Origin of the sequence: Maribacter litopenaei (genome assembly GCF_025244665.1) — a bacterium.
GTDB classification, from domain to species: Bacteria; Bacteroidota; Bacteroidia; order Flavobacteriales; family Flavobacteriaceae; genus Maribacter; species Maribacter litopenaei.
Window position 1 is genome coordinate 3,111,521 of record NZ_CP104205.1, and the last position, 19,219, is coordinate 3,130,739.

At 38.8% G+C, this 19,219-nt stretch carries 13 protein-coding genes and 7 pseudogenes; 17 read left to right on the forward strand and 3 right to left on the reverse strand.

The features are described from left to right. Window positions 1-227 precede the first annotated feature (227 nt). The 13 genes and pseudogenes from miaB to NYZ99_RS22225 all read left to right on the forward strand — a co-directional run bounded on the left by miaB (window position 228) and on the right by NYZ99_RS22225 (window position 11,440). A complete protein-coding gene (gene miaB, locus NYZ99_RS16855) occupies window positions 228-1,673 on the forward strand; it encodes a tRNA (N6-isopentenyl adenosine(37)-C2)-methylthiotransferase MiaB (RefSeq protein WP_260572407.1) in 1,446 nt (481 codons plus the stop codon). A gap of 18 nt (window positions 1,674-1,691) precedes the next feature. After that, entirely contained in the window at window positions 1,692-2,963 is a 1,272-nt protein-coding gene (locus tag NYZ99_RS16860; protein WP_260572408.1) for a sigma-54 interaction domain-containing protein, read from the forward strand. A 61-nt stretch (window positions 2,964-3,024) separates the two neighbouring features. Beyond that, entirely contained in the window at window positions 3,025-3,507 is a 483-nt protein-coding gene (locus tag NYZ99_RS16865) for an LptE family protein (protein ID WP_260575263.1), read from the forward strand. Between the two features lie 3 nt (window positions 3,508-3,510). Beyond that, entirely contained in the window at window positions 3,511-3,915 is a 405-nt protein-coding gene (locus NYZ99_RS22215; RefSeq protein WP_338039069.1) for a hypothetical protein, read from the forward strand. Then, window positions 3,881-4,423, forward strand: coding sequence for a hypothetical protein (locus tag NYZ99_RS22220; protein WP_338039070.1), 543 nt, complete (start codon window positions 3,881-3,883; stop codon window positions 4,421-4,423). The genes NYZ99_RS22215 and NYZ99_RS22220 overlap by 35 nt, the downstream gene beginning before the upstream one ends. A 5-nt stretch (window positions 4,424-4,428) precedes the next feature. Beyond that, on the forward strand, window positions 4,429-4,788 hold the full coding sequence (gene secG, locus NYZ99_RS16875; protein WP_260572409.1) for a preprotein translocase subunit SecG: 360 nt from the start codon (window positions 4,429-4,431) through the stop codon (window positions 4,786-4,788). Window positions 4,789-4,933: 145 nt separating this feature from the next. Then, a pseudogene (locus NYZ99_RS16880) lies at window positions 4,934-5,213 on the forward strand (co-chaperone GroES). Window positions 5,214-5,311: 98 nt separating this feature from the next. After that, window positions 5,312-6,943 (forward strand): annotated as a pseudogene (groL, locus tag NYZ99_RS16885) (chaperonin GroEL). A gap of 477 nt (window positions 6,944-7,420) precedes the next feature. After that, window positions 7,421-7,870, forward strand: coding sequence for a GAF domain-containing protein (locus NYZ99_RS16890; protein WP_260572410.1), 450 nt, complete (start codon window positions 7,421-7,423; stop codon window positions 7,868-7,870). A 91-nt stretch (window positions 7,871-7,961) separates the two neighbouring features. Further along, window positions 7,962-9,496: pseudogene (gene purH / locus NYZ99_RS16895) on the forward strand (bifunctional phosphoribosylaminoimidazolecarboxamide formyltransferase/IMP cyclohydrolase). Between the two features lie 56 nt (window positions 9,497-9,552). Next, the gene (locus tag NYZ99_RS16900) at window positions 9,553-10,581 is read left to right on the forward strand and encodes a rod shape-determining protein (protein ID WP_094997287.1); all 1,029 of its coding nucleotides are present in this window, start codon (window positions 9,553-9,555) and stop codon (window positions 10,579-10,581) included. A 39-nt stretch (window positions 10,582-10,620) separates the two neighbouring features. Continuing rightward, a complete protein-coding gene (mreC, locus tag NYZ99_RS16905) occupies window positions 10,621-11,265 on the forward strand; it encodes a rod shape-determining protein MreC (protein WP_338039071.1) in 645 nt (214 codons plus the stop codon). After that, window positions 11,246-11,440: a rod shape-determining protein MreC gene (locus tag NYZ99_RS22225; RefSeq protein ID WP_338039072.1), complete on the forward strand. Its 195-nt coding sequence runs from the start codon at window positions 11,246-11,248 to the stop codon at window positions 11,438-11,440. The genes mreC and NYZ99_RS22225 overlap by 20 nt, the downstream gene beginning before the upstream one ends. A gap of 22 nt (window positions 11,441-11,462) precedes the next feature. Here NYZ99_RS22225 and NYZ99_RS22230 read toward each other — a convergent pair whose 3' ends face one another. Next, window positions 11,463-11,678, reverse strand: coding sequence for a hypothetical protein (locus tag NYZ99_RS22230; protein WP_338039073.1), 216 nt, complete (start codon window positions 11,676-11,678; stop codon window positions 11,463-11,465). Window positions 11,679-11,939: 261 nt separating this feature from the next. On the opposite strand from NYZ99_RS22230, the pseudogene mrdA reads away from it, so the two are divergent. Continuing rightward, window positions 11,940-13,806 (forward strand): annotated as a pseudogene (gene mrdA / locus NYZ99_RS16915) (penicillin-binding protein 2). Then, on the forward strand, window positions 13,796-15,076 hold the full coding sequence (gene rodA, locus NYZ99_RS16920; protein ID WP_260572411.1) for a rod shape-determining protein RodA: 1,281 nt from the start codon (window positions 13,796-13,798) through the stop codon (window positions 15,074-15,076). Before mrdA ends, rodA begins: the two are co-directional and overlap by 11 nt. Here the strand turns inward: rodA and NYZ99_RS16925 are convergent. Then, window positions 15,073-15,744 (reverse strand): DNA/RNA non-specific endonuclease, encoded by a 672-nt coding sequence (locus NYZ99_RS16925; protein ID WP_338039074.1) that lies wholly within the window; start codon window positions 15,742-15,744, stop codon window positions 15,073-15,075. The two genes, rodA and NYZ99_RS16925, sit on opposite strands and share 4 nt — an antisense overlap. A gap of 230 nt (window positions 15,745-15,974) precedes the next feature. Here NYZ99_RS16925 and msrB point away from each other — a divergent pair. Continuing rightward, window positions 15,975-16,437, forward strand: a pseudogene (msrB, locus tag NYZ99_RS16930) (peptide-methionine (R)-S-oxide reductase MsrB). Further along, a pseudogene (msrA, locus tag NYZ99_RS16935) lies at window positions 16,430-16,970 on the forward strand (peptide-methionine (S)-S-oxide reductase MsrA). The pseudogenes msrB and msrA overlap by 8 nt, the downstream one beginning before the upstream one ends. Before the next feature lie 50 nt (window positions 16,971-17,020). Here the strand turns inward: msrA and NYZ99_RS23025 are convergent. After that, a pseudogene (locus NYZ99_RS23025) lies at window positions 17,021-19,165 on the reverse strand (carboxy terminal-processing peptidase). Window positions 19,166-19,219 lie beyond the last annotated feature (54 nt).

Genomic DNA, 19,219 nt, shown 5'->3' on the forward strand with positions numbered 1-19,219 from the left:
CAATTAATTGGTTTTACGATATTAAGATGCGAATTGATAGTCCAAGTTGCGTTATGTTTCACGAAATATTTTAGTCAAGCAACTTTAATCAACTCACATGACAACAGACTTGTTTTCAGAAATTCATAAACTATAAAATAAAGCTAAATAAAACTGTCATCTTGTCATATTTTTGAATATAATGTTATCTTTGCGCACCCTAGATTCAATGGCAATTAAAGCAGTTTATGGAGAAAATAATTGATGAGAGTAAACAAGGTTCCGCTTTAAGAACCCCTACTAAAATTCAGAATAATAGGAATCTATACATAGAAAGTTATGGCTGTCAGATGAATTTTTCCGATAGCGAGATAGTGGCCTCTATTACGGCGCAAGAAGGATTCAATACGACCGATCAATTAGAGAATGCCGATTTAATTCTGGTGAATACTTGCTCCATCCGTGAGAAGGCCGAACTAACGGTTCGCAAACGTTTGGAGAAGTTCAATGCAATCAAAAAGGAACGACCAAACCTCAAAGTGGGTGTATTGGGGTGTATGGCAGAAAGGTTGAAGCATCAGTTCTTGGAAGAGGAAAAGATAGTAGATATGGTCGTAGGGCCCGATGCTTATAAAGACCTTCCAAACCTCATTCAGGAAATTGATGAAGGCAGAAACGCCGTTAACGTGATACTTTCAAAGGACGAAACCTACGGGGACGTTGCCCCAGTAAGGTTAAATACAAATGGAGTTACCGCTTTTGTATCCATCACTAGGGGTTGTGACAATATGTGCACATTCTGTGTAGTACCCTTTACCCGGGGAAGGGAAAGAAGCCGGGACCCACAATCCATAATAAACGAGGTAAACGACCTTTGGGATAAAGGATTCAAGGAAGTGACCCTATTAGGGCAAAATGTGGATAGCTATCTATGGTACGGTGGTGGTTTAAAAAAGGATTTTGGAAAGGCTTCCGAAATGGAACAGGCCATGGCAGTCAACTTTGCCCAGTTACTGGAAAAAGTTGCACTCGCCCAACCCAAAATGAGAATACGCTTTTCCACATCCAATCCACAGGATATGACCTTGGATGTCATCCATACCATGGCCAAGTTTGATAATATATGTAATTACATACACTTGCCAGTGCAAAGTGGGAGTAATAGAATCTTAAAAGCGATGAATCGCCTACACACCAGGGAAGAATATTTTGAGCTTATAGATGATATTAGGAAGATTATTCCCGATTGTGGTATATCCCAGGATATGATTACCGGATTTCCGACTGAAAATGAGGAAGATCATCGAGATACGTTGAGTTTAATGGAATACGTAAGATACGACTATGGTTTCATGTTCGCATATTCGGAAAGACCGGGAACATTGGCCGAAAGAAAACTTGAAGATGACGTTCCACAAGAAATAAAAAAACGCAGGTTAGCGGAAATTATCGACTTGCAAAGACAACATTCCTACGAACGTATTAAAGCCAATCTTGGGAAAACACAGGAAGTATTGATAGAGGGGCCTTCCAAAAAATCCGATGCCCATTGGATGGGAAGAACCTCCCAAAATACCGTAGCCGTTTTCCCAAAAGAGGAATTCAAGATTGGTGATTTTGTCATGGTGGAAATGCAGGATTGTACATCGGCAACGCTATTGGGTAAGGCCGTAGGGTATTCCACTAATAATTAAGAAGATACAGAAGTGTAAATGGAAAGTATACAAAGCATAAAACAACGATTTGAAATAATTGGTCAAGACCCTAAGTTAAACAGGGCCATTGAAAAGGCTATTCAAGTTGCCCCTACCGATATATCCGTTTTGGTTACTGGTGAAAGTGGTGTCGGTAAGGAGTCCATACCCAAAATCATACATTCTCTATCTCATAGAAAACATGCGAATTATATTGCGGTAAACTGTGGCGCGATCCCGGAGGGAACCATAGACAGTGAACTTTTCGGCCATGAAAAAGGTGCCTTTACAGGTGCTACGCAAACAAGAAGTGGTTATTTTGAAGTGGCTGATGGAGGTACTATTTTCCTGGATGAAGTTGGTGAACTTCCACTAACTACTCAAGTGAGACTTCTAAGGGTTTTGGAAAATGGCGAATTTTTGAAAGTAGGTTCTTCCCAAGTACAGAAGACAAATGTTAGAATAGTGGCTGCGACCAATGTAAATATGTTCGACGCCATAAAGAAGGAAAAGTTTAGGGAAGATCTTTACTACAGGTTAAGTACTGTAGAAATTAACATTCCACCGCTACGTGAAAGACAAGAAGACATCCATTTATTATTTAGAAAGTTTGCTTCAGATTTTGGACAGAAATACAAAATGCCTACGATTCGTTTGGAGGACAGCGCTGTAGACTTATTATTGAAGTACCGATGGCCCGGTAATATTAGGCAGTTAAGAAATATTGCGGAACAAATATCTGTCTTGGAAGAAAATCGCTCCATTGATGCCGCAACACTCAATAGTTACCTTCCTCACAGTGTGGGTAGTAACCTTCCTGCCGTTGTTAACAATAAAAAATCAGAAAGTGATTTCAGTAATGAAAGGGAAATCCTTTATAAGGTACTGTTTGATATGAAGGGGGATTTGAACGACCTTAAAAAGCTGACCATGGAACTCCTTAAAAACAACGATACACAGAAAGTACAGGAGGAAAATGAAAATCTCATTCGCAAGATATACGGTGACAAACAGGAGGAAGAAATTGAGGAACAAGATATCTCCCCAATGGAAGTGCTGCATCTACCTGAACCCAAGATAGAACGCACCTATGCCTCTGCACCACAAGAAGACAAATATCATTTTGCTGAAGAGATTGAGGAAGAGGAAACTCTATCTTTACAGGAAAAGGAAATTGAATTGATTAAAAAGTCCTTAGATAGAAATAGAGGAAAGAGAAAAGCAGCGGCTTCCGAACTTGGAATATCAGAACGCACACTGTATCGGAAAATTAAACAGTACGATTTATAGGATTAAAAAGAAAGCATTGAAAGTAGGAAAGTATATTAGTGGATTCTATTTGATAGCCCTTATGGTGACCATAAACGGTTGTGGCATTTATAATTTTACCGGTGCAGGTCCCATAGATGCAGAAACCTTTCAGGTAAATTACTTTCAAAATTATGCCACCCAAAGTCCAGGTTCAACCTTTGAACCAGGTATGGATAGGGATTTTACCCAGGCCCTTCAAAACAGAATATTGAATCAAACCAGTTTAGATCTGGTGAACAACGGCAATGCAGACCTTTTATACGAGGGTGAAATCACCGAATATAGGATTTCACCGATGTCTGCCACAGCACGCCAAACTGCTGCTCAAAACCGATTATCGATAAGGGTAAAAGCCAGGTTCTATAATAGAAAAGATCCGGATGCGGATTTTGACCAAAGCTTTTCCTTTTTTTATGACTATCCAGCAAACGTGCAACTGTCCGCTGTGAAGGACGAAGCCCATGAGGTCATTTTTGAACGTATCACCCAAGACATCTTTAACGCATCCCTAGCAGATTGGTAACCTATGACAATAACGGACTTTACATACTTCCTTGAACATCCCAATAAAGTTGTAGACCCTTTACAGACAAAGCAATTGGAGGATATCATTGAAGAATATCCATATTTTCAAGCGGCCCGAGCGCTCCATTTGAAAGGGCTAAAAAATCTGCACAGCTATAAATATAACAAGGCGTTAAAAATCACGGCCGCTTATACTACGGACCGCGACATTCTTTTTGATTTCATTACCTCCAAGGATTTTCTTCAATATGATTTACCGTCCTCTTCCGAAGTATTGGAATCCATAGATTCTGAAGAACCTCAATCGTCAGTTATATCAGAAAAGGAAAAGCAGTTGATCGAGGAATCCGAGGATAGGCCCCTTCCACAAGATGTCCAAGACGCAGAACATATTTTGGATCCGTGAAATCTTTACCACCAAGGAACCTTCCGAAGAAATCAAAAAAGAGGTGAACTCCCTGGATATAGGCAAGCCCCTCAACTTTAACAAAGAGGAAAAATATTCATTTGCAGAATGGCTTCAACTTGCCTCCAAGAAAAAAATTGATCGAGAAGATAACGATGAGGGGGAAACGGTTGAAAAAGCTCGGGAAAAGGAATCAACAAATGAGGAGCCATCTAAAAAGGCTGTTCTTAAAAAGCAAAAGTTCGACCGTATAGATAAGTTCATTGCAGAAAATCCCAAAATTGTTCCGAAAGAAAATATTAAGTCTTCCTTCGATCCAAAAGACTCTATTAAAATTGACAAAAATGAGTTAATGACGGAAACTTTGGCAAGGGTTTATCCGGAGCAAAAAAAGTACAAGAAAGCCATTCAAGCCTACAAAATTTTAAGTTTGAAATATCCGGAAAAAAGTAGTTTCTTTGCAGACCGAATAAAATCGGTGCAAAAAATTCAACAAGAAAATAAGTAGGTAAAATGAGTACATTTTCAATATTTCTGATACTGATCATTATTGTTTGCTTTTTATTGGTATTGGTAATTATGGTACAAAACCCTAAAGGCGGAGGGTTATCATCTTCTTTCGGTGGCGGAGGAAATCAAGTTGTAGGAGGTGTCAAGAAGACCGGTGACTTTTTGGACAAGAGTACCTGGACATTGGCGGGGCTTTTGGTCGTATTGATATTGGCCTCGAATATTGCCTTAAAAGGAAATTTTGGCGATGCTGATTCTAAATTATTACAAGGTGACGATATTGAGACAACGGTACCTGAAACTTTGCCGGAGGAGGTAACTCCACCTGTCACAAACGATACTCCAACAAACGACAGTTTGTAGTCAAGACACTAATAATCCATATAAAATGCCAGCTTAATGACAAGCTGGCATTTTTGTTTTTACAATGTGTCAGTTTTTAGGTAATGGCATAATTTCTGCCTCTTAAGTGTGAAACTTAAAAAAATCAATTTAAAATTTTAATATTATGGCTAAAGTTAATATCAAACCATTGGCGGACAGAGTTCTTATCGAGCCGATGGCAGCTGAAACAAAAACTGCATCCGGAATCTACATTCCGAGATACGGCTAAGGAAAAACCTCAAAGGGGTAAAGTGGTTGCCGTAGGACCTGGAACCAAGGACGAAAAAGTTACTGTTAAGGTTGGTGATACCGTTCTTTACGGAAAATATGCCGGTACAGAATTAAAGTTGGATGGTTCTGACTACCTAATGATGCGCGAAAGTGACATTTTAGCGATTATCTAACAACATAGCTCGGATTACTCCAGCAAGAAAATCAAATTAAATACAAATAAAATTGGCCAAAGTTTCAAAAACTTGGCAAGACTTAAACTAAAAATAAAATGGCAAAAGACATAAAATTTGACATTGATGCAAGAGATGGCCTCAAAAGAGGTGTTGATGCGTTGGCAAATGCGGTAAAAGTAACCTTGGGATCTAAAGGTAGAAACGTAATTATCAGTAAATCCTTTGGTGCTCCACAAGTAACCAAGGACGGTGTTACCGTAGCAAAAGAAATTGAGCTTGAGAACGCACTAGAAAATATGGGAGCGCAGATGGTTAAAGAAGTAGCTTCCAAAACCAACGATTTGGCTGGTGATGGTACCACTACTGCAACCGTTCTTGCACAGGCAATCGTAAAAGAAGGCCTTAAAAACGTAGCTGCGGGTGCGAACCCAATGGACCTAAAAAGAGGTATTGACAAAGCGGTTGAGGCTATCGTTGAAAACTTGTCCAAACAAGCCAAAAAAGTGGGTGACTCTTCCGAAAAGATAAAGCAAGTTGCCTCTATATCGGCAAACAACGATGATGCTATCGGGGATTTAATTGCACAGGCTTTTGGTAAAGTTGGTAAAGAAGGGGTCATTACGGTTGAGGAAGCTAAAGGAACCGATACGTATGTGGATGTTGTAGAAGGTATGCAATTTGACAGAGGATACCTATCTCCATACTTCGTAACCGATTCGGAAAAAATGGTTACTGAATTGGACAATCCATATATCTTGTTATTTGACAAGAAAATCTCCTCCATGAAGGATTTACTTCCTGTATTGGAGCCAGTGGCACAATCAGGTAAGCCTTTATTGATTATCGCAGAAGATGTGGATGGTGAAGCATTGGCAACTTTGGTCGTGAACAAATTAAGAGGTTCCTTAAAAATTGCCGCTGTTAAAGCTCCAGGTTTTGGAGATAGAAGAAAAGCAATGTTAGAAGATATCGCAATCCTTACAAAAGGTACGGTAATATCTGAAGAAAGAGGATTCTCTTTGGACAATGCAACCATTGATATGCTAGGTACTTGTGAAAAAGTACAAATAGATAAAGATAATACGACTATCGTAAATGGTGGGGGTGTTGCCAAGGATATCAAGGCAAGGGTTAATCAAATAAAATCTCAAATTGAAACCACCACTTCTGATTACGACAAAGAAAAGCTACAAGAGCGTTTGGCTAAATTGGCCGGTGGTGTCGCAGTTCTTTATGTTGGAGCTGCTTCTGAAGTAGAGATGAAAGAAAAGAAAGACCGTGTAGATGATGCATTACACGCTACCGGAGCTGCCGTGGAAGAAGGTATTGTAGCCGGTGGTGGTGTTGCCCTGGTAAGAGCTAAATCGGTACTGTCAAAAGTAAGCACTGAAAACGAAGACGAAGCTACAGGTCTTCAAATCGTTGCCGAGCTATCGAGTCTCCGCTAAGAACCATCGTTGAAAATGCCGGTGGTGAAGGCTCTGTAGTAGTAGCTAAAATCTTGGAAGGAAAAGGTGATTACGGTTATGATGCAAAGTCAGACAAATTTGTTGAGATGATGAAAGCTGGTATCATAGACCCTAAGAAAGTGACAAGAGTAGCATTGGAAAATGCAGCTTCGGTTTCTCGGAATGATTTTGACTACGGAGTGTGCTTTGACCGACATTAAGGAAGATGCACCTGCAGGCCCACCAATGGGCGGCGGCGGAATGCCAGGAATGATGTAATTCATTGAATAAAAGCAATTTATTGCAACCATATGAAAACCGCTCTTATATAAGAGCGGTTTTTTTTAATCATAAAAAAACCACCTTCTTTCTTTACAGAAGGTGGTTTCTTTTTCCAAAAGTAAGGCCTATCCCATAGGTCCGAACATGACTACTTCTTTCTAGGAGCAGCTTTTGGAGCAGCCTTTTTACCAGCTTTTGCCGGTGAAGGTTTCCCAGCTGTTTTACCAGCTGATTTTGCTTGTGCCATTTGGTATCTAATTATTAGAAATTTGAGCTAAAGTATTCCAGTTTTTGATCCTTGATATTTTTGTTATGAAAATATTAACTAAAATACAGCTGCACTATATGAACACAACTTATAAGTATCTGTTTTTAAGAATTTTATAATCAATTAGGCAACCTTGAAATTTTAAAGTCAAACCATTGCATTTTTAATTGTTTAACCCCAATTTTACACCTCAAATAAACTCGTATATGTTTACTTCTTTACAATCCGAAATTATTTCAATTCTAGAATCGACAAAAGATACAGATTCAAAACTTCTAGAGGTCTGTGAATTACTAAAAAAGAAGATAGACCATTACGACTGGGTAGGTTTTTATTTTAAGAACGGTGAAAAAGAGGAATTAAAGTTAGGGCCATATGCCGGTGCCCCAACGGATCACGCGATTATCCCTTTTGGCAAGGGTATTTGTGGACAGGTTGCGGTTAGCAATAAAAACTTTGTAGTACCGGATGTGAAGGCACAGGATAACTACATCGCCTGCAGCATTACCGTGAAATCTGAAATCGTAGTGCCTCTCTTCGTTAATGGTGAAAACATTGGACAAATAGATATAGATTCCAATACTTTGGATCCGTTCACAGAAGAAGATGAACGGTTTTTGGAATTCGTGAATTTGGAGGTTGCCAAAATTCTTTAAAACTTTCCTGTTTTTGTTGATAAACTCAACCTTGTTTTACTTCTAAAAAAAGTACTTTTGTTGCCTTAATAGAAACCATAAGTATCCTATAATGAGCAGCTCAAAAAAAGCCTCCTCGGCCTTAATTTCCGTATTCCACAAAGATGGTCTCGGAACCCATCGTTAAAAAATTTCAAGAATTAGGTATTACCATATATTCCACAGGAGGAACGGAGAAATTCATTAAGGATTTAGGTATAGAAGTTATCCCTGTAGAAGACGTTACAAGTTACCCTTCCATTTTAGGGGGTAGGGTCAAAACTCTTCATCCAAAAGTTTTTGGAGGAATCCTAAATAGACAGGATAACGAAAACGATGTGGCCCAGTTGGAAGAATTTGATATTCCCCAATTGGATATTGTCATCGTTGATTTGTACCCTTTTGAAAAAACGGTGGCCAGTGGTGCTTCTGAACAGGACATCATTGAAAAAATCGACATTGGAGGTATTTCATTGATTAGGGCCGCTGCCAAAAATTACAAAGACGTCATATGTGTTTCTTCCATGGATGACTATGCGGAATTTTTGGATATTATTTCTAAAAACAACGGGACTACTACTTTGGAAGAACGAAAGAAATTTGCCGCCAAATCATTCAATATTTCTTCCCATTACGACTCGGCCATTTTTAATTATTTCAATCAGAACCACGACATTGCGGCTCTAAAAGTGAGTGAGACCAATGGAAAGGTGTTGCGTTATGGGGAAAACCCGCATCAAAAAGGATTTTTCTTTGGCGATTTTGATGCCATGTTTTCCCAACTACACGGCAAGGAACTTTCTTACAACAATTTGTTGGATGTAGACGCCGCTGTAAATTTAATGTTAGAGTTTAAGAATGAGGCGCCTACCTTCGCTATACTAAAACACAATAACGCATGTGGGTTGGCCCAACGAGATACGCTTCACCAAGCTTATGTAGATGCCTTGGCGGGCGACCCAGTCTCGGCTTTTGGAGGTGTTTTAATCAGTAACAAGGAAATCGATAAGGACACCGCAGAGGAAATTCATCAATTGTTTTGCGAAGTGGTCATTGCCCCAAGTTATTCAGAGGATGCTTTAGAGATCCTAAAAGGAAAAAAGAACCGTATCATTTTAGTTCAAAACGAAGTGGAAATGCCGAGAAATGCAAGTAAGAACATGCCTCAATGGAATATTACTTCAGGAAAAAGACCATAAGACAGATACTTCTGCAGACTTGAGCCATGCGACCAATACTAAGCCCAGTGAGCAGGAGTTAGAGGATTTACTTTTTGCTTCCAAAATATGCAAGCATACCAAATCGAACACCATTGTGTTGGCCAAGAACAAACAGCTTTGCGCGAGTGGAACCGGCCGGACATCGAGGGTCGATGCTTTAAACCAAGCGATTCATAAGGCAAACTCCTTCAATTTTGAATTAAAGGGCGCCGTTATGGCCAGTGATGCCTTCTTCCCATTTCCGGATTGTGTGGAGATTGCTGATAAAGCTGGAATAACAAGTGTGATACAACCCGGAGGGTCGATAAAAGACCAGTTAAGTATAGATTATTGCAATGAAAATGGAATTTCAATGGTGATGACCGGTACACGTCATTTTAAGCATTAATTTTACTACTTTTGTCGATATATTGCACCCCCTAATCCATAACCAAACATTATTATATGGGATTTTTTGACTTCTTGACCGAGGAAATAGCCATTGATTTAGGTACGGCTAACACCTTAATCATCCACATGGATAAAGTCGTGGTAGACAGTCCTTCTATCGTAGCAAGGGATAGAGTAAGTGGAAAAATCATTGCCGTTGGTAAAGAGGCCAACATGATGCAAGGAAAAACCCATGAAAATATAAAAACCATTAGACCTTTAAAGGATGGTGTAATTGCGGATTTTGATGCATCTGAAAAGATGATCAACATGTTTATAAAGAACATTCCAGCACTTAAGAAGAAATGGTTCCCACCTGCTTTGAGAATGGTCATCTGTATTCCATCGGGTATTACGGAAGTGGAAATGCGTGCGGTTAAGGAATCTGCAGAAAGGGTGAACGGTAAGGAAGTTTACTTGATACATGAACCCATGGCAGCTGCAATTGGTATTGGCTTGGACATTATGCAGCCAAAGGGAAACATGATTGTTGATATAGGTGGTGGAACCACCGAGATTGCAGTAATAGCCTTGGGGGGTATAGTATGCGATAAATCGGTTAAGATTGCAGGTGATGTTTTTACCAACGATATCATCTACTATATGCGTACACAGCACAACCTTTATGTAGGTGAAAGCACGGCAGAAGCCATAAAGATTGAAATTGGTTCTGCGACCGAAGACTTGCAATCTCCACCGGAAGAAAAATCCGTTCAAGGAAGGGATCTTTTAACGGGAAAACCAAAACAGGTTCAAATTTCCTATCGGGAAATTGCAAAAGCCCTTGACAAATCTATCTTAAGGGTTGAGGATGCGGTCATGGAAACCCTATCGCAAACACCACCTGAACTGGCTGCTGATATTTATAATACCGGGATTTATTTAGCCGGCGGTGGATCCATGTTACGTGGATTGGACAGGAGACTTTCACAAAAGACAGATTTGCCCGTCTATATTGCCGAAGATCCTTTGAGAGCCGTTGTTCGCGGTACCGGTATTGCCTTGAAAAACTTGGAAAGATATAAGAGCATTCTAATCAAGTAACTTCTCATATCAATTCCTAAAATGAAAATTTAGAAGTGAATGCAACAGATTATAAATTTTCTGATACGGTATAAGATATTCCTGTTATACCTTTTGTTGCTCTTCATTTCCTTAATTTTCACTTTTCAATCCCATTCATACCATCAATCTAGGTTCCTCAACTCCGCCAATTATTTTTCAGGTACCATTTACTCGTTTTTTGACAATACAACTTCCTATTTTGGTTTAAGGGAAGAAAACGAAAAACTGCTGCGGGAGAACCAAAGGTTACGATACCAACTGTACAATAAAAAAGCCAACAGCATACAACCATTGGATTCTTTGGAAAGTAATTATTTGGTTGTCCGTGGAAGGGTGATAAAGAACAGTTACTCTGACCAGCGCAACTACATTACTATCAATAAAGGAAGAAAAGACAGTGTAGAACAAGATATGGGGGTAATCACTTCCAAAGGCATACTTGGTATTGTTGAAAATACCTCGTACGGATTTTCTACCGTTCAAAGTATACTTAACGAAAAGTCCAACATAAATGCCAAAATAAAAAACTCAAATCATTTTGGTTCGTTAATATGGGATTCCAAGGATTATAATACTGTTCAATTGGTAGATATTCCCGAGACTGGTACAACTTACTATAGGAGATACCATAGTTACCGGAGCTATGAGCAGCATTTTTCCTGAGAACGTTCCTATTGGGATAATAAAGAAATTTGATTTGGACAAATCCAAAAGCTTTTACCATATAGATGTTTCGCTTTTTAACGACATGACCAACATTAACAATGTTTACATCATAAAAAACCTAAATAGGAAGGAAATTTTGGAACTACAGGAAGAAACGGAAACAAATGATTAATAACTCCTTTTTCATAAATGTATTAAGGTTTGTACTTTTGATTTTGGTGCAGGTTCTTGTCTTTAATAGACTGAATTTCTTCGGCTACATTAATCCAATGGTCTATGTGTTGTTCCTGTATTGGTATCCTATAAAGAGAAATAGAACAACCTTTATTCACGGTCTGTTTTTTTCTTGGACTTTTAATCGATATTTTCTCGGACACCTTAGCTTTAAATACTGCGGCCTCCGTTACCATAGCCTATTTAAGGCCCTCGATTATGAGGTTCGTTTTTGGCGTGAATTATGAGTTTCAAAGCTTTAAGTTAAATAGCTCTACCAAGGCACAACAATTTACATTTTTGGCGTTATTAATTGTAATCCATCATGTTATATACTTTACACTGGAGATTTTTAGTTTTGCAAATGCGCTATTAATTATTAAAAAAAGTATCACAATAGGGGCGGCATCTATAATATTATGCTTATTGTTCAGTTCCTTATTCAGTACTAAGAGGGAATGAGAAGAGTTTTACTTTCATCGATTATCATAATAATAGGAATTACCTTTTTAAGTAGGTTATCCTATCTACAGATATTCAGTTTCTCACCCGATCAAGTTATTGAAGACCCTAGTATTAAGAGATTATATACCTATCCGGAAAGAGGTTATATATATGACCGAAATGGAAATCTTCTTGTAGGTAACGACCCTGCTTATGATGTAATGGTCATCCCAAGGGAGGTTCAGCCTTTGGATACTTTAGAATTTTGCGAAATGTTGGGTATCGATAAGAAGAAATTTATTGAAAAACTAACCAACGCAAGGGTCTATTCCCCAAGATTACCTTCTGTTCTAGTACCTCAACTTTCTAAAGAGGACTATGCCAAGTTGCAGGAAAAAATGAGGAAATATAAAGGGTTCTATATTCAAAAAAGGTCCTGAGGTATTATGATACTCCAAGTGCCGCAAATGTCTTGGGATATATCAGTGAGGTGAATGAAGGGGATTTGGCCAAAAACAAGTATTATATACAAGGTGAGTTGAGAGGGAGAACAGGTGTAGAAAGATACTATGAAGAACTTTTAAGGGGTAGAAAAGGGGTACAGTATATACAAAAAGATCGATTTAACAGAGATATTGGTCCTATAAAAATGGTTCTCTAGACACATTACGGGAACAAGGGAAACAGATCAGTATAACCTTGGACAAAACCCTTCAGGAATATGGCGAACGCTTAATGGTAGGTAAAAGGGGCGGAATTGTGGCATTGGAACCTGCAACTGGTGAAATTTTAAGTATGATTTCAGGGCCAACCTACGAACCTTCCCTTCTCGTAGGTAGACAACGCTCCAAAAACTATACGGAACTTTATAATGACACCATTGCAAACCCTACATGGGATCGTTCCATCCACGCACAACAGCCACCAGGCTCACCATTTAAAACATTAAACGCTCTTATTGCCTTACAGGAAGGCGTAGTTAACGAGAATACAACAATACAATGTTATCACGGATTTTACGTCGGAAGAAAAAAACGAGGTTGCCATTGTGGTGGAGGAATGAGAAATCTCAACAGTGGTATCTATAAATCCTGTAATGCCTACTTCGCAGGAGTTTTTAGAAAGATTTATGAAAAGTTCGAAACTACGGACGAGGCTATGGATGTGTGGGAAAAACACATGAAGAGTTTTGGCCTAGGAGATTATCTAGGGTACGATTTACCTTTTGGTCAAAAAGGAAGAATACCGAGTAAGGAATACTATGACAAGTGGTACGGGGATAACAGATGGAGCTCCAGTTATATTATCTCCAATTCCATTGGACAAGGGGAGGTCCTAGCGACTCCTGTGCAATTGGCAAATATGGCAGCAGCGATTGCCAATAGAGGCTTCTATTACACGCCTCACATCCTAAAAAAGGTAGAAGGAAAAGACATTACAGACCCAAGGTTTACCGAAGCCAAACACACTACGATAGACAAACAATATTTTGAACCAGTTATTCAAGGTATGGCCGATGTATATCGGAAAGGAACGGCAAGCCATTTGCAAATACCGGGAGTCGAAATAGCTGGAAAGACAGGCACAGCTGAAAATTTCACAATAATTGATGGCTTACGCACCCAGTTGACAGATCATTCCGTATTTGTGGCATTTGCCCCTGTGAACGACCCAAAAATTGCGATAGCGGTTTATATTGAAAATGGATATTTCGGTTCAAGATATGCGGGTCACATAGCCTCTTTAATGATCGAGAAATACTTGAAAGGCGAAATTACCGGAAAGGATATGGAGAAGAGGATGTTAGAAAAAACACTGGAACACGAATATGCCAAACCTTATAGTGGCGAGGAATTTAAAATAAACGAACGTGTTTGGTAAGGTCTTAAGGAGAATAGATTGGCTTACGATTCTTATTTATTTGGCATTGGTATTCATCGGTTGGACCAATATATATTCCAGTACATTTAGTGAAGAACAATCCTCACTCCTAGATTTAAGCACTCGATCTGGGAAACAGCTTTTTTTTATGATTGTAAGCTTGGCGACCATAATCGTAGTCCTTGCTTTGGAAGCCAATTTCTATGAACGTTTCGCAAGCATATTTTACCTCCTTACAATTCTTTCCCTTCTAGGACTATTCTTATTTGGAAAAACTATCGCAGGGGCAACCTCTTGGTATGACCTTGGCTTTTTCAATTTTCAACCGTCTGAGTTGGCGAAGGTAGCCACTGCCCTGGCCCTTGCAAAATATTTGAGTGACATACAAACTGATCTTAGACGTACAAAGGATCAGCTTTATGCTTTATTGATTATACTAATTCCAGCTTTGCTCATAATACCACAACCTGATCCAGGAAGTGCCCTGGTATTCTTTTCGTTGGTTTTTGTAATTTTTAGGGAAGGTTTGCCTCTTTATTATTTGGGAATAGGGCTTACCTTGATTTTAATCTTTATAGTTACCCTGATGTTCGGAACAATATGGTTGATTATAGGTCTATCACTCTTCATCGTTTTGTTCTTTCTTTTGAAACGCAAGTCACTTAAGGTTCCTATTATTCCTTTAATAGCCGGTTCCATTGCCATAGTACTTTTTTCTTTGTCAGTAAATTTTGTATTCAATAATATTTTTGAGCAGCGCCATAGGGATAGGTTCAGCCTTTGGTTACGCTTGGAAAAAGATCCGGAAAAATTGGAACAAATTAGAAAGACCATCGGATATAATACTTATCAGTCCGAAAAAGCGATAGAATCCGGTGGATTTTCCGGAAAGGGCTTCTTGGAAGGCACACGTACCAAAGGGGATTTTGTTCCTGAACAGGATACCGATTATATATTTACAACCATAGGGGAAGAATGGGGGTTTGTAGGAACCGCTACAGTCATCATTCTCTTTTCAATTCTTTTTTTAAGATTGATCTATCTAGCGGAACGGCAAAAAAATGCATTCTCAAGAATGTATGGTTATGGAGTAATATCTGTCCTTTTAATCCATTATTTCATCAATATAGGTATGGTCATTGGAATTTTACCTACCATTGGCATACCCTTGCCCTTTTTTAGCTATGGAGGCTCTGGACTACTTTTCTTTACCCTTTTACTATTTATATTTTTGAAGTTGGACACAAATAGATTAAAAGAGAATTTTTAAAATTTCCATTCTCCGGTACCAACCACTCGTTCCAATTCTTTTTGATATTCATTATCAAGCTGCTTAAAAAAGTTGATTCCGGTTACTTTTTCTATACTATCAACGGGAACACAGTATTCTTCCAAAGGATTTTGCCGTTCAACACCCTTCATTAAAAAGCCAATTAATTTGAGTTGTCCTTTTTCCTTTCGTGCTACAATTTTATAGAAACTTTTAGGCACATCGACATCCTCGTCTCCTATTTCTTCTAAACCTAACTCCAATACACCGCCGGTAACTACATATAAAGTGCCGTACCGTTTCGCCCATTCCCTCACCTGTATTTCCAATCGATTCCAAATACGAGAATTGAAGTCCTTGTCTTGAGGACTGATATTGCTTGTATAAAAAGTTTCGTTATAGGCTTGTTCCGAAAACCGACGATCCCCAGCTGGGCATAAATGCCCCCTATCATACCCCGAACCTCTATAGTTTCGCCAATCGGCCGACTTGGATTGCACCCATGGATCCTCGATGAAATAGGGCCTTTTTCTATCATCGTAAGTCAAATGCCTTTTATCCAATACATAGGCAACCCATTCAGCTTGTTCATAGGGCTCATTGTATGATAAGGAAAAATAAGAATGATGTACAACCTGTTTTGTAGTGGAGCTGGGCAAATACTCCAAAGGAAATGTACTTTCCAGGTTCTCTATGCTATTTTTTGAATAAGTGCTCGGCGTATAAAAGTTCTCAAAAGCCCGGAACCCGATGATACAGACAACTATTAAAATGGAGTATATTGTACTATTTTTACTATATCTCGGACATCCTTCAAAGTTACTTACAATTTTGTAAGATTTATGATTTGGGAACGACAGATGGTATATATAACAATTATAAAAAGAAAGGACATTTTATGGCACTTACTTGGAAAGATGTAATTCATTTTTCTGTTAAAGGAAATCCTATTCCGAGACAGGCGCGTAGAAAAATCAGAAAACGAATGGAGAGAAACACTTACTCCCGAACAGTATAGGATAACGCGAAAAAAAGGAACTGAAGCGCCTCATTCAGGTGCTTTGTGCAGTGTTCATGATGCAGGAAAGTATGAATGTATTTGCTGTGGCACTCCCTTATTTGACTCCAGTATTAAATTTGAATCCGGAACCGGTTGGCCAAGCTTTACTCAACCCATAAAAGAGAACGCCATTAAGTATATAAAGGATTCCTCCTTTGGAATGGTTCGTGTCGAAGTGCTTTGTAACACTTGTGATGCCCACTTAGGACATGTTTTTCCTGATGGCCCCCCTCCCAGTGGATTACGCTATTGCATTAACTCGGAATCAATGAAAATGATAAAGGAGGAAGTCAATGAATAATTCAAATTTTGACTCTATTGTAGTAGGAGGAGGCTGTTTTTGGTGTACCGAAGCTGTATTTCAGGAAATCAAAGGCGTAGAAAACGTAATTTCGGGCTATACGGGCGGAAATGCACCTGGCAAACCCACTTATAGGGAAATTTGCTTCGGCCTTACCGGTCATGCCGAAGTTGTTAAGGTTACCTACGACTCTTCAATGATTACATTGTACGATCTTTTGCAAATCTTCATGACCACCCATGACCCAACTACTTTGAACAGGCAAGGTGCTGATGTAGGAACCCAATATCGCTCGGTTATTTACTATGCAAATGATTACCGAGAAAAAAATAGCGGAAAATGTATTGAATGACATTGCCCCACTTTATGATAGCCCCATCGTTACCGAATTATCACCTATGGGTGTATTTTATGAGGCCGAGGACTATCACCAGGATTACTATAAAAACAATAGCTCACAAGGATATTGCCAAGTTGTTATTAATCCTAAGCTTACCAAATTGAGAAAGTTATATGCTACTAAAATTAAATAAAAAAAGGCCCCTTTTAAAAGGGGCCTTTTTTTATTTAAGACTTAAGATATTTAATTTTTTACACTGCTGGCCAGTTTTAGATTCTTAAGGTTATTCATTTTTAAGTCTTCCAAAACATTAACGGCTTCTTCAACGTATACATCCTTGGCCAAGCTTTTATGCCATCTATCTCTTTTTTCCCTTAATACAGAATCTTGGGTAAACAGTTCCTGCTCGTATTTTAAGGACTCAAAAGTCAATTTGGAATCATAGTCCGATAGATTCTTAAAATAATCGGATTGCTCCTTATCCTTCTCTTTTTCCTCTTTATAGGTGACATAGTTTAAGGAAATCTCTGTTTCATCCTGTTCAGACTTCAACCATTTGGCGTTCTCCTCTATAAGCTTTATCTGTGGATTACTGGCCATTCGCTTTTTACTATTGGCAACCGTTTTGTCATAATCCAAATAACCATCCCAGATTTCATAGTCGGCAGGGGTAATCTTATCCCATTTCAAAGGGTTTGCTTGATCTCGCTCCCCTAAATCAATATAACTGTATTTATCTCGGCACGACAACATCACTTTTTACACCTTCCAATTGTGTAGAACCACCATTTATTCGATAGAATTTCTGAGTGGTCAGTTTTATGGCCCCTAAATCACCGTGCTCATTACTACGGACGATATTATCCAAAGGAATTACATTTTGTACGGTTCCCTTTCCAAAAGTTTGTTTGCTTCCTATTACAATCGCTCTTTTGTAATCCTGCATGGCAGCTGCCAATATTTCTGAGGCAGATGCTGATAGTTCATTTACGAGAACCACTAAAGGTCCGTCCCACTGTATTCTCTCATCCTTGTCGTCGTAAACTTCTTTTTGCTTGTTTCCAGATCTTACCTGTACGATTGGTCCGTCCTTTATAAAAAGACCGGCCATTTCAACAACGGTCTTCAAAGATCCGCCACCGTTATCCCTAAGATCCAAAATAAGTCCTTCAACACCTTCTTCCTTTAAACGCTCTACTTCCTTGGCAACATCGGTTGCAGCGTTTCTTTCATTGTAATCTTCAAAATCAACGTAGAATTTTGGAAGGTTTATAATTCCAAATTTTTCATCCCCTCTAATGATGTTAGCAGATTTTGCATAAGATTCTTCCAATTCTACCACATCCCTGGTCAAGGATATTTCCTCCAGTGAACCATCTACCTTTCTAACAATTAAATCAACGATAGTTCCTTCGGATCTTTGATCAATTTAATTGCATCATCCAGGCGCATCCCAACAATATTTATGGGCTCCTCGCCATTTTGACCAACTTTGATAATTTCATCACCTACTTCCAATCGTTGATCTCTCCAAACCGGACCTCCGGAAATGATTTCTACTATTTTGGCTCCTTCCGGTTTTTTCTGTAACCTAGCACCGATCCCTTCGAATTTTCCGGACATATTCATATCGAACTTTTCCTTGTCATCCGGGGCAAAATAATAGGTATGGGGGTCAAACTCGTCCACGATGGTATTGATATACTGTACAAACCAATCTTTACGCTCTAGGTCATCAACAAAATCGAAAAACTCATCCAAAGTAGCTTCTGTGGATTTTCTTGATTCTATTTCAGCTTCTTCAGGGGTATGCGCACTATGATCGTGGTCATCCGCCACAGCCTCCTCTATTGATTTTTCCGCATGGGAGATTTTTGAATCATATGTACCGAGAGTCGCATACTTCAACTGCTTCCTCCATCGTTCCTTTAATTCATCCCTATCGGAGGCAAAAGGCTCTTCGTCATATTTTATACTGATACTTTCATTTTCCGTGTAGTCAAAAGGCTTTTCTAATACTTCTTTATATATATTCTTGGCATCGCCCATTCTTTGAATCAATCTTTCATATACCAAGTTAAAGAATGAAATATCCGTGTTCTTGATTTGATCGTCAATTTGAAATTTGTATTGTTCGAAATCGGCGATGTCCGAAGCTAAAAAATATCTTTTTGTAGGATCGAGTACATCAATAAAGTCCTCAAAAACACTTACTGAAAAATCATCGTTGATATCCTTTGGCTCGTAATGTCCTTTTTCCAATACATAGGTAATGAGGTCTAATAATAATTTATCCTTATCGTCATTATCAAAGGACTTATTGGTGAAACTGCAGGAAGCTACAGCTACCAGCATCACCGTAAGAACATATGCTAAATTTCTTTTCATAAATATATTTTTAAATCTAATTTTCAAAACCTTAGAATTTGAAGATTATGTGTG